This is a genomic window from Pseudomonas sp. KNUC1026, from assembly GCF_021650705.1.
Taxonomy (GTDB): Bacteria; Pseudomonadota; Gammaproteobacteria; order Pseudomonadales; family Pseudomonadaceae; genus Aquipseudomonas.
Genome location: NZ_CP087138.1, coordinates 5,016,018 through 5,028,543 on the forward strand (window position 1 = coordinate 5,016,018; position 12,526 = coordinate 5,028,543).

Here is a 12,526-nt window from a genome sequence, read left to right on the forward strand (position 1 = left end):
GCACGCACTTCACGGTGGGCACGATTGCCGTAAGCGCCAACGAGAAAGCCCAGGCTCTCGCCTGGGCTTTTTCGCAAACAGGGACGGTCAGCCAATGCTCATCAGGCTGGCGTTGCCCCCCGCAGCGGCGGTGTTCACGCTCAGCGCGCGCTCGATCACCAGGCGCTCCAGCGCCACTTGGGTTTCGCCTTGGGCCAGCCCCTGCACGCCGATGATTGCACCGGCACGTTGGGCGACCTGCTGGCACACCGCGCGCAATTGGTCGGAATCGCCATGGTGGATCACCGCATCCAGCGCCAAGTCATCCCTGGCCCAGTCGCTGACCACACGAATGCGCGCGACCACTTCCTTCGGCAGCTTGGCACGCAGGGCATTGCCCGGCTCGGCATTGGCCCACACGGCGCTGCTACCTACCGCCAGGACTGCAGCCAACTGCGTGAGCAGGTCAGCCTCAGTGTCGGCCAGGCACAGCACGTGCTCGCGAGGCAGGATGATGTAGCTGTTGCGCTCGCCGGTCGGGCCCGGCAGCAGGCGGGTGATGCCGCTCTGCGACTGGGCAGCGAACTGCTCGCACACCTCGGCCAGCGCTGCATGCTGGCTGCCCGAGGCCCAGGCCTTGAGCGCGGCCAGCGGCTTGAGCAGCTCGGTTTGCGCGGCCAGGTCAGGGGCGGCGGTTTGCTTGCGGGCGAACGCGTTGCTCAGCGAGTCGCTCGGCGAGGTCGAGAGCAGGCGGTAAAGATAGAGCGGGCCGCCGGCTTTCGGGCCGGTACCCGAGAGGCCTTCGCCGCCGAAGGGCTGCACACCGACCACGGCACCGACGATGTTGCGGTTGACGTAGGCGTTGCCGGCATTGACGTTCTCCACCACCTTGGCGATGGTTTCGTCGATGCGGGTGTGCACGCCCAGGGTCAGGCCGTAGCCGGTGGCGTTGATCTGCTGGATCAGCGCGTCGAGGTCTTTGCGGGCATAGCGGATCACGTGCAGTACCGGGCCGAACACTTCACGCTTGAGCTCGTCGAGGTTGTCCAGCTCGATCAGCGTGGGCAGCACGAACGTACCGCGTTGCAGTTCTTCGCCCTGAACACGAGCGACCTGATAGACCGAGCGGCCTTTGTCGCGCATGCCCTGGATGTGCTTCTCGATCCCGGCCTTGGCTTCGGCGTCGATCACCGGGCCGATGTCCACGGCGAGCGATTCGGGGTTGCCGATGCGGGCTTCGGCCATCGCACCCTTGAGCATCTCGATCACGCGGTCGGCGCTGTCTTCCTGCAGGCACAGCACGCGCAGGGCCGAGCAGCGCTGGCCGGCGCTGTCGAAGGCAGAGGACACCACGTCGATCACCACCTGTTCGGTGAGTGCCGAGGAGTCGACGATCATTGCATTCTGGCCGCCGGTTTCGGCGATCAGCGGGATAGGGCGGCCCTGAGCATCGAGGCGGCCGGCCACATTGCGTTGCAGTAGGCGAGCCACCTCGGTGGAACCGGTGAACATCACGCCCTTGACGCGCTCATCGCCCACCAGCGCGGCGCCGACGGTTTCGCCGCGGCCCGGCAGCAGTTGCAGCACGCCTTCCGGGATGCCGGCTTCGAGCAGCAGGCGCACTGCCTGGGCTGCGACCAGCGGGGTTTGCTCAGCGGGTTTGGCCAGTACCGGGTTGCCGGCAGCCAGCGCCGCGGCCACCTGGCCGGTGAAGATCGCCAGCGGGAAGTTCCACGGGCTGATACACACCACCGGGCCCAGCGGGCGGTGGGTGTCGTTGGCGAAATCGTTGCGTGCCTGGGCAGCGTAGTAGCGCAGGAAGTCCACCGCCTCACGCACCTCGGCGATGGCGTTGGCATAGGTTTTACCGGCTTCACGCGCCAACAGGCCCATCAGCGGCTGAATCTGCGCCTCCATGGAGTCGGCTGCGCGGTCGAGGATCGCACCGCGCGCGTCGGGCGGCGTGGCTTGCCACATGGCGCCGTGGATCTGTGCGCACTGCAAGGCGTTGCCGACGTCTTCGACGGTGGCTTCCTGCACATGGCCTACCAGGTCGCGATGGTCGGCCGGGTTGAGCACGGGCTCGGCAGTGCCGGCGCTCGCTTCGCAACCCAGGATCGGCAGCGCCTTCCATTCGGTGTGGGCGCTGGCCAGCAGAGCGCTGGAAAGCGAGGCCAGGCGGTGTTCGTTGGCCATGTCGATACCGGCAGAGTTGGCCCGCTCAGTGCCATACAGCGCGCGCGGTTGCGGGATGCGGGCGTGCGGCAGGCCGATGCCGCCTTCCTGCGAAGCCATGCGCTCGACCACCGCGACCGGGTCGGCCACCAGCTCCTGAATAGAGATGGAGTGGTCGGCGATGCGGTTGACGAACGAGGTGTTCGCACCGTTTTCAAGCAGGCGGCGCACCAGATAGGCCAACAGCGTCTCATGGGTGCCGACAGGGGCGTACACGCGGCACGGCCGGCCGAGCTTGCCTTCGGACACCTTGCCTACCACTTGCTCGTACAGCGGCTCGCCCATGCCGTGCAGGCATTGGAACTCGTACTGGCCAGGGTAGTAGTTCTGCCCGGCGATCTGGTAGATGGCCGACAGCGTATGGGCGTTGTGGGTGGCGAACTGCGGGTAGATGGCCTCCGGCACCGCCAGCAGCTTGCGGGCGCAGGCGATGTAGGACACGTCGGTGTACACCTTGCGGGTGTACACCGGGTATCCCTCCAGGCCTTCGACCTGGGCGCGCTTGATCTCGCTGTCCCAGTAGGCGCCCTTGACCAGGCGGATCATCAGCCGGTGGCGGCTGCGGCGCGCCAGGTCGATGACGTAGTCGATCACGTACGGGCAGCGCTTCTGGTAGGCCTGGATGACGAAGCCGATGCCGTTCCAGCCGGCCAGCGACGGCTCGAAGCACAGGCGTTCGAGCAGGTCCAGCGACAGCTCCAGGCGGTCGGCTTCCTCGGCGTCGATGTTCAGGCCGATGTCGTATTGCTTGGCCAGTTGAGTGAGCGACAGCAGGCGCGGGTACAGCTCGTCCATCACACGCTCGTACTGGGCGCGGCTGTAGCGCGGGTGCAGCGCCGAGAGCTTGATGGAGATGCCCGGGCCTTCATAGATGCCGCGGCCGTGGGAGGCCTTGCCGATGGAGTGGATGGCCTGCTCGTAGGAGGCCATGTACTTCAGGGCGTCGGTTTCGGTCAGCGCAGCTTCGCCGAGCATGTCGTAGGAATAGCGGAAGCCCTTGCTTTCGAATCGCGTGGCGTTGGCCAGCGCTTCGGCGATGGTTTCACCGGTGACGAACTGTTCGCCCATCAGGCGCATGGCCATGTCCACGCCCTTGCGGATCACCGGCTCGCCGCTTTTGCCGATGAGGCGGCTGAGGGAGGAGGTGAGGTTGGCCTCGCTGTGGGTGGACACCAGCTTGCCGGTGATCAGCAGGCCCCAGGAGGCGGCGTTGACGAACATCGACGGGCTCTGGCCCAGGTGCTGCTTCCAGTTGCCGTTGCTGACCTTGTCACGGATCAGCGCGTCACGGGTGGCCTTGTCAGGGATACGCAGCAGCGCTTCGGCCAGGCACATCAGGGCAACGCCCTCCTGGCTCGACAGCGAGAACTCTTGCAACAGGCCTTGCACCAGGCCGGCACGCCCGCTGGCGCTCTTCTGGTTGCGCAGCTTCTCGGCGATGCCGGCTGCAAGCTTGTTGGCAGCCTCGGCCTGAGTAGCCGGCAGGCGCGCCTGCTCCAGCAGCATGGGGACCATTTCCTGCTCGGGGCGACGATAGGCGGCGGTGATGGCCGCGCGCAGCACCGATTGCGGCAGGATGCTTTCAGCGAACTCGAGGAACGGCTGGGGGCCTGCATCGGCCGGGAGCTCGCCCACGTCGTCATGCTCGCGCGCAGGGGCCTGCCCCAGCTCGGCCAGGTTGGCGCCCGACTCCAGGCGCTCGAGGTAACTGAAGATGGCCTGCTTGATCAGCCAGTGCGGCGTGCGGTCGATGGTGTGCGCGGCGGCCTTGAGGCGCTCGCGGGTCGGGTCGTCGAGTTTGACGCCGAGGGTGGTGGTCGCCATGTAATTGTCCTCATAGGGCGGGGCGATGCGGTGGCGAGAGATTATCCGGGTGTTACGCCGGGTGCAACCAGGTGCAACCCAATTTTTCCGGGCATCGCAGTTGTGCTGCCATGCTGAGGCCAGATGCCCTGAAACAGTGCGTTCTCAGGCTTTTGAGCACTATTTCCTTTTAAAACAAGAAAGTAGGAATGGTCTGAAAGTGTTGTAGGAAAGGGCTATATGACTTCCAAACCCATTGAGCCATGTGAGTTCAGCCCGCAGGATGCGCCCTCGTGGTGCAACCCCGGTAGCGCCTACCTCCCCTAATAACAACATGGTGGCTAACGATGAGTGTGAGCAACCCCACGCTGATAACCTTTCTTGCCTATACGCTGCTCCTGCTGGCAATCGGCTTTTACGCCTATCGCTCTACGCAGAACCTTTCGGACTACGTGCTCGGCGGGCGGCGCCTCGGCAGCGTGGTCACCGCGCTGTCGGCGGGCGCTTCGGACATGAGCGGCTGGCTGCTGATGGGCCTCCCGGGGCGATCTACCTTTCGGGCCTCTCGGCCGGGTGGATCGCCGTGGGCCTGGTCACTGGTGCCTGGCTCAACTGGCGCCTCGTGGCCGGGCGGTTGCGTGTGCACACCGAGCACAGCAACGACGCGCTGACCCTGCCGGACTATTTCGCCAACCGCTTCGATGACCGCAGTGGTGTGCTACGGATGATGTCGGCGCTGGTGATCCTGGTGTTCTTCACCATCTACTGCTCCTCCGGCGTGGTGGCCGGGGCGCGATTCTTCGAAAGCAATTTCGGCCTGCCGTATGAGCAGGCGATCTGGGCCGGTGCCGCGGCCACCATTGCCTACACGCTGATCGGCGGCTTCCTTGCCGTCAGCTGGACCGACACGGTGCAGGCCACGCTGATGATCTTCGCGTTGATCCTAACGCCGGTGATGGTGGTGATCGCGACGGGAGGAGGGGAGGCGTCGGTTGCGATGATTCATGCGGCCCATCCTGAGCATTTCGAGATGCTCAAGGGCGCCACCTGGGTGGGTACGCTGTCTTTGCTGGCGTGGGGCCTGGGCTATTTCGGGCAGCCCCATATCCTGGCGCGCTTCATGGCAGCCGACTCGGTCAAGTCCATCACCAGGGCGCGGCGTATCTCCATGGCCTGGATGGTCCTGTGCCTGGGTGGCGCTTGTGCGGTAGGGTTCTTCGGCGTGGCGTTCTTCCAGGCCAACCCGCACCTGGCCACTCCCGTGGTGGCGAACCAGGAGGTGGTGTTCATGGAGCTGTCGCGCCTGCTGTTCAACCCTTGGGTCGCAGGCGTTTTGCTCTCGGCCGTGTTCGCGGCAGTGATGAGCACCCTGAGTTGCCAGCTGCTGGTGTGCTCCAGCTCATTGACCGAGGACTTCTATCGGCAGTTCATCCGCGGCCGTGCTTCACAGCGTGAGCTGGTGTGGGTAGGGCGCGTGATGGTGCTGGTCGTCGCGCTGGTGGCGATCATGCTGGCTCGCGACCCGAACAGCAGTGTGCTGGCGCTGGTGGGCTATGCCTGGGCGGGCTTCGGTGCTGCATTTGGCCCGCTGGTGCTGCTCTCGGTGTTGTGGCGCGGCGTGACGCGCAACGGCGCCATCGCTGGCATGCTGGCAGGTGCGGTGACGGTGCTGGTGTGGCGCGAGGGCGCCTGGTGGGAGCTGTATGAAATGATCCCGGGCTTTATCGCCGCCACACTTGCCATCGTGGTGGTCAGCCGCCTGGGGCGGGTGTCGCTGGCGATCACAGAACGCTTCGAAGGTGCCGAGCAGGCGTATCGGCAGGCCCTGCGCTGATGCCACTGGGCCCCCGGCCTTTGGCCGTGGGGCCGTGTGCGGTTACACTGCGCGGCCCATAGGTGCCACCGCCCGCCGATACCACACGATGAATTACCGCCATGCCTTTCACGCCGGCAACCATGCCGACGTGTTCAAACACATAGTCCTGACTCGGCTGATCGGCCTGTTCCTGCGCAAGGAGCAGCCGTTCGCCTATATCGACACCCACGCAGGGCTTGGCCTGTATGACCTGCAGGGCGACCAGGCCAGCCGCACCGGCGAGTACCTCGAAGGCATCGCCCGCCTGTGGAGCGCCCAGGGCGCCCCAGTGGGCTGCGACGATTACCTGCGCGTCGTGCGAAAGCTCAACCCGGACGGTGAACTGCGTTACTACCCCGGCTCTCCCGAACTGGCCCGCCGCCTGGCACGGCAGCAAGATCGCGTGCTGCTCAACGAGAAGCACCCCGACGACGGCCAGTTGCTCAAGGAAAACTACCAGCGCGACCCACGCGTCACCGTTCATCAGGGTGAGGGCTGGCACCTGCCGAGGGCATTGCTGCCGGTGGCCGAAAAGCGCGCGATCATGTTGATCGACCCGCCGTTCGAACAGCTCGACGAGCTGGACCGCTGTGTAAAGGCGATGAGAGAGGCTATTGGCCGCATGCGCCAGACCATCGTGGCCATCTGGTACCCGATCAAGGACGATGCCCGGGCCATGCGTCGTTTCCATCAGGAACTGACCAGTACCGGCGCGCCGAAGCTGCTCAACGCAGAGCTGTACGTTCACGACGAAAGCACGCCTAACAGCTTGAACGGCTCTGGGCTGGCCATTTCGAACCCGCCTTGGGGCCTGGAAGAAGAACTGCAAGAGCTGCTGCCATGGCTGGCCCAGTTGCTGGGCCAGAGCCAAGGCAGCTACAAACTCGAATGGCTTATTTCCGAAGCCGCTAGCCGCTAGCCCCAAGCTAGCAGCTTGAAGCTCAGCTCAGCTCAGATGAAGCAGACGCCAGTGCCGCCAATCCCGCAGTAGCCTTCAGGGTTTTTGGCCAGGTACTGCTGGTGGTACGCCTCGGCATAGTAGAACGTCGGCGCCATCTGGATTTCGGTGGTGATGCCGGCCAGGCCCGCTTCACCCAAGGCTGCCTGATACTGCTCGCGGCTGGCCAGCGCAGCATGCAGCTGCTGCTCGTCGGTGGCGTAGATCACCGAGCGGTACTGGGTGCCGATGTCGTTGCCCTGGCGCATGCCCTGGGTAGGGTTGTGCGACTCCCAGAACACTTTGAGCAGGTTCTCGTAGCTGGTTTCGGTTGGGTCGAACACCACCAGCACCACTTCGCTGTGGCCGGTCAGGCCCGAGCACACTTCTTCATAGGTGGGGTTCGGGGTGAAGCCGCCGGCGTAGCCGACCGCACTGCTGTACACGCCGGGCTGTTGCCAAAGGCGTCGCTCGGCGCCCCAGAAGCAGCCCAGGCCGAAGATCGCGGTTTGCAGGTGCGCCGGAAATGGCGCTTGCAGCGGGTGGCCATTGACGAAATGCTCGGCCGGCACCGCCATGGGTGATTCGCGGCCCGGCAGTGCTTGCTCGGCGCTGGGCAGCGCGTTCTTGTTCACGAGAATTTCAGAGCGCAGGACCATGGGCCATTTCCTCCAGGCAGTTGGTCGATAGACCACCGAGTGTGCCTGAGGGTTTCGCAGCTGTCAGGTGTGCTCAGGGCCGCGCGGGTAGCGCGCCAGGGCACTGATCAACTCAGTGGAAGGAATGGGCTTGTCGAACAGGTAGCCCTGGCCCACGTCGCAGCGGTGGCGGCGCAGGAAGGTCAATTGTTCGGCGGTCTCGATGCCCTCGGCCACTACCTTGAGCTTGAGGTTGTGCGCCATGGCAATCACCGCCGAAGTGATTTCCATGTCGTCCGGGTTGGACGGGATTTCGCTGATGAAGCTGCGGTCGATCTTCAGCACGTCGATGGGGAACTTTTTCAGGTAGCTCAACGATGAATAGCCCGTTCCGAAATCGTCCATCGCCAGCGACAGCCCCAGGCCCTTGAGCTGGCTCAGCAACTGCCGGGTGTCCTCGGTGGCTTCGAGCAACAGCCCTTCGGTCAGCTCCAGCTCCAGCAGATGCGCGGGCAGTTGTTCCTCCTCCATGATCGTGCGCACCGAGGCAACCAGATCCGGGTCGGAGAACTGTTTCGGTGACAAGTTGATCGCCACGCTCAGGTCCCCCAGGCCAGCAGTGCTCAGGCACTTGCTCATGCGGCAGGCCTGGCGGATCACCCATTTACCGATGGGAATGATCAGGCCGGTTTCCTCGGCCACGCTGATGAACTGGTCCGGGCGGATCATGCCGCGTTCTGGGTGATTCCAGCGCAGCAGCGCCTCCATGCCCAGCAACCTGCCACTGCGCAGGCAGATCTTGGGCTGGTAGAACACCTCGAGCTCGTTCTGGGTAAGCGCGCGGCGCAAGTTGTTTTCCACGAACAGCTTGTAGTTGGCCTCGGCATGCAGGGTTTCGGTGAACACTTGAACCTGATGCTTGCCGTTGGCCTTTGCCTTGTGCAGCGCAAGGCCTGCGTTCTTCATCAGGGTCTGCGGATCGTGCCCGTGCAAGGGCGCGCAGGCCAGGCCCACCGAGGCGGTCACGTTGATCAGCTGGCTGTCGACGAACATTGGCTTGTCGAGTGTCTTGAGCACCTGCATCGCCGTTTGCTGGGCAGCCTCGGGGTCGGTGGCATCCAGCAGCACAGCGAATTCGTTGCTGGCAAAACGCGCGAGCGTGCCTGAGGCGCTCAAGCTGTTGCGCAGCCGCCGAGCCAGGCTGATCAGCAGCTTGTCACCGGTCTGGTGGCCGAGGCTGTCGTTGATGCGCTTGAAGTTATCGATGTCCACCAGCATCAGGGCGATGGGCGCCTCGCCATCACGGCAGAAGCGGTCGTCCAGGGCGCGGATGAATGCCGGGCGGTTACCCAGGTTTGTCAGGTTGTCGGTGTAGGCCAGCCGTTCGATACGCTGCTGGGCCAGCTTGGCCTGGGTGATGTCTTCGTAGATGCCGATGTAATGAGTCAGCTCGCGCTGATCATTGAACACTTTCGAGATCGACAACTGGCCCCAGTAGGGTTCCAGGTTCTTGCGCCGGCTCTTGAATTCGCCCTGCCAGCTATTGTTGCGGCTCAGCGCAGACGGCGCGTCGAACAACAGCTCGCCGAGGTTCTCCAGCGCCGGCAGCTCTGAAAGCCGATGGCCTTGTACTTCCTCAGTGGTGTACTGGGTGATGGCGGTGAAGCTGGGGTTGACGTACTCCACCATGCCATCCGCAATTGACCAGCAAAAAGGCGTTGGCACTTTGCTCGACCGCACGCTGGAAGAGGTTCAGCGCACTGAGTAGCGGCGCGGCGGTTCTGGCTGGTGATGACCTGGGCGAACTGGTCGGCCAGCTCACCGGCAAAGGCAACCTCGTCCGATTGCCAGGGCCGCGCGGCACCTTGCTGTTCCAGGCAGAGCACGCCCACCAGTTGGCCGTCCACGCGAATGCTGGCGTCCAGGATCGCGGTCACATTGCGATGCGCCAGGCGCTCAGCCAGCTCGTGGGTGCGCGGGTCGGTGGCTGTGTTGTCGGCGGCGATAGCCCGGCTGCTGTGCAGGGCCTCGAGGTAGTCCGGGGTGCCGCTGGCATTGAGCGCGTCCGGCACGGTATGGCATTCGTGGCGCGCCGACCAGGCGGTGATCGGCACGAAGCATTTGCCGTCCAGGTGCCAGAGGCTCGCGGAGTCCACAGCGTAGATGTCGCATGCACTGCGAGTGATCAGCTCGGCGGCCTCGAGCAGCGGGTCGTTGGTGACATAGCGTTGGCGCGCCAGGCGCAGGATCAGGTCTTGCTGTGCACGGACCCTTTCCAGGTGCTGCAGTTGCTCCTGCTGGGCACGCTGGTTTTGTTCCAGGGCCATTTCCAGCCGGTCGCTCTGGGGCGCCTGAGGCGCGCCGAGGGCGTCATCGACCATCAGCAGGTAACCACGCAACAGTTGCCGGTGATGCTGACGATACGGCTCGCCCAGCTCCAGAATGCTCACTGGCCCATGGTTGGTGTGCAGCGTGTAGCGGATCAGATAGTAATTGCGATAAGCCAGCTGCTCCTGGATGGCATCGTGCAGCTGGTAGCGCTGCTCCGGCTCCATGAGGCTTGCGTAGGGTGAGCCGATCAGAGCGCACAGCTCAGAGGCTTGCAGGCCGAAGTCGCGCTCGCAATTGGGATCCAGATAAAGCAGCGCCCAGTTGGCCTCGTTCAGCCGCTCGAAACGCAACATGCCGAGGCGCGAGGGCACCGGCAACTGCGTCACTACCTCGGCTGCCATACGCGTGGCAGCATCTGGCTGGCTTTTCATCGAGTGCTCACTTCTGAAGTGCGGGGCCAACGACCACGCATGGGCCAAGGTTGCATCATGGCGACGGCGCTGACAAGTGACAGGGTGGCGTAATGCCTTCAGTGTGTCGACCGTTGGGAAGATTTCTTCAGCCCTGATGCACGGGCATTTTCGTGCAGGGGAAAATCTGGTGCATAGAGCAAGGCGACGGAAGAAAATTCCGTAATAACGAAATGATTTGTCGCGAAGGCGGGTTTCAGGCGGTTTTGAGGGCAAAAAATTGCAAAAAACCCCGCTGCCCAGTCAAGGGAGCGGGGATCTGCCTGCACATCAGGGCGCTAGGCGCCCTGCTGCATGATTACAGCAGGATAGTGCGAATGTCGCCCAGCACGTCACCCAGGCGCTTGGTGAAGCGAGCAGCCGCCGCGCCGTTGATCACACGGTGATCGTAGGACAGCGACAGCGGCAGCATCAGCCGCGGCTGGAATGCCTTGCCATCCCACACTGGTGCCATGGCTGCCTTGGAGACACCCAGGATGGCCACTTCCGGCGCGTTGACGATCGGCGTGAAGCCGGTGCCGCCAATGTGCCCGAGGCTGGAGATGGTGAAGCAGGCGCCTTGCATGTCGTCACCGGACAGCTTTTTGTTACGGGCTTTTTCAGCCAGCGCAGCGGCCTCGGCGGCCAGTTGCAGCAGGCTCTTCTGGTCGACGTTCTTGATCACCGGCACCAGCAGGCCATCAGGGGTGTCGACCGCGAAGCCGATGTTGACGTACTTCTTGCGGATCACAGCCTTGCCGCTTGGCGCGAGCGAGGCGTTGAAGTCCGGCAGCTCCTTGAGCAGGTAGGCGCAGGCCTTGAGCAGCAGCGGCAGCACGGTGAGCTTCACACCGGCTTTTTCGGCCACAGCCTTCTGCGCAACGCGGAAGGCTTCCAGCTCGGTGATGTCAGCCTGGTCGAACTGGGTCACGTGCGGGACGTTCAGCCAGCTGCGGTGCAGGTTGGCAGCGCCGACCTGCATCAGGCGGGTCATCGGCACTTCTTCGATTTCACCGAAGCGGCTGAAGTCGACGGTCGGAATCGGCGGGATGCCAGCACCACCGGTGGGCGCAGCGGCGGAGGCGGCAGGCGCTTCCTTGGCTTTGCTCATGATGGCTTTGACGTAGGCCTGCACGTCTTCCTTCAACACGCGGCCGTGTGGGCCGGTGGCGTTGACCTGAGACAGCTCGACACCGAACTCGCGGGCCAGTTGGCGAACCGCCGGGCCTGCATGAACCTTGGCGCCGGGCTTGGCCGATGCACCAGCGTGCACGTGCTCCACCGGAGTCTCAGCCTTGGCGGCAGGTGCCTCGGCCTTGGCCGGTGCAGCAGCAGGCGCGGCGGCCTGGGCCGGAGCCTGCGCGGGTGCTGCGCCCTGGACCTTCAGCTTGAGAATCAGGTCGCCAGTGCCGACTTCGTCGTCGAGCTTGGCGATCACGCTCTCCACCACGCCAGCGGCGGGCGAGGAATCTCCATGCTGGCCTTGTCGGATTCCAGGGTGATCAGCGATTGGTCGGCCTCGACCGTGTCACCGGCCTTGACCAGCACTTCGATGATCTTGGCCTTGCCGGCCGAGCCGATGTCCGGAACCTTGATTTCCTGAACGCTGGCGGCAGCCGGCGCAGCCGGTTTTTCAGCAGCCGGTGCGGCGGCTGGGGCCTGGGCGGCCTCAGCCTTCGGCGCCTCTTCGGCCGCAGGAGCCGAAGCCCCGGCAGCCCCTTTGAGGACCAGAATCAGGTCACCGGTACCGACTTCATCGTTGAGCTTGACGCTGATGCTTTCGACCACACCGGCAGCTGGAGACGGGATCTCCATGCTGGCCTTGTCGGATTCCAGGGTAATCAACGACTGGTCAGCCTCGACCGTGTCGCCGACCTTGACCTGAATTTCGATCACCTGGGCTTTGCCCGAAGAACCGATATCCGGAACATTGACGTTCTGTGGCGCGGCGTTGCCTGCAGCCGGCGCGGGGCGGCTGCGGGTTTTCCTCGGCCTTTGGCGCCTCGCTGGCTGCCGGAGCAGCCTCGGCGGCAGGCGCGGCCGCAGGCGCGGCGGCTTCGGCAGCGCCGTCGGCTTCCAGCTCGATCAGGTCGTCGCCCTCCTTGAGGCGGTCGCCGATCTTGACCTTGATGGCCTTGACCACGCCGGCTTTGGGCGCAGGCACTTCCATGCTGGCCTTGTCCGACTCCAGGGTCACCAGGCTTTGCTCGGCTTCGATGCGGTCGCCGACCTTGACCTGGATTTCAATGACTTCACCCTCACCGCTGCCGATGTCGGGTACGCGTATCAATTCGCTCAC

Annotated in this window: 3 protein-coding genes and 3 pseudogenes; 2 read left to right on the forward strand and 4 right to left on the reverse strand. The window is 64.3% G+C overall.

Annotation, left to right across the window (positions count from 1 at the left end):
* Positions 1–87 precede the first annotated feature (87 nt).
* Positions 88–4,038 carry a trifunctional transcriptional regulator/proline dehydrogenase/L-glutamate gamma-semialdehyde dehydrogenase gene (gene putA, locus LN139_RS23640; RefSeq protein ID WP_236357473.1) on the reverse strand — a complete coding sequence of 1,317 codons (3,951 nt, stop codon included), beginning with the start codon at positions 4,036–4,038 and terminating at the stop codon, positions 88–90.
* A 326-nt stretch (positions 4,039–4,364) separates the two neighbouring features.
* On the opposite strand from putA, the pseudogene putP reads away from it, so the two are divergent.
* Both putP and LN139_RS23650 read left to right on the forward strand, forming a co-directional pair.
* A pseudogene (gene putP / locus LN139_RS23645) lies at positions 4,365–5,851 on the forward strand (sodium/proline symporter PutP).
* Between the two features lie 88 nt (positions 5,852–5,939).
* Positions 5,940–6,791: a 23S rRNA (adenine(2030)-N(6))-methyltransferase RlmJ gene (locus tag LN139_RS23650; RefSeq protein WP_236357475.1), complete on the forward strand. Its 852-nt coding sequence runs from the start codon at positions 5,940–5,942 to the stop codon at positions 6,789–6,791.
* A gap of 32 nt (positions 6,792–6,823) precedes the next feature.
* Here LN139_RS23650 and msrA read toward each other — a convergent pair whose 3' ends face one another.
* From msrA to aceF, 3 genes and pseudogenes are all read right to left on the reverse strand, one after another.
* Positions 6,824–7,468, reverse strand: coding sequence for a peptide-methionine (S)-S-oxide reductase MsrA (gene msrA, locus LN139_RS23655; protein ID WP_236357478.1), 645 nt, complete (start codon positions 7,466–7,468; stop codon positions 6,824–6,826).
* Between the two features lie 63 nt (positions 7,469–7,531).
* Positions 7,532–10,209, reverse strand: a pseudogene (locus LN139_RS23660) (putative bifunctional diguanylate cyclase/phosphodiesterase).
* 337 nt (positions 10,210–10,546) lie between these two features.
* Positions 10,547–12,526: pseudogene (gene aceF, locus LN139_RS23665) on the reverse strand (dihydrolipoyllysine-residue acetyltransferase).

Coding starts and splice junctions, on each gene's coding strand:
- LN139_RS23650 (WP_236357475.1), top strand. CDS start 5,940: ATGAATTACCGCCATGCCTTTCACGCCGGCAACCATGCCGACGTGTTC.
- msrA (WP_236357478.1), bottom strand. CDS start 7,468: ATGGTCCTGCGCTCTGAAATTCTCGTGAACAAGAACGCGCTGCCCAGC.
- putA (WP_236357473.1), bottom strand. CDS start 4,038: ATGGCGACCACCACCCTCGGCGTCAAACTCGACGACCCGACCCGCGAG.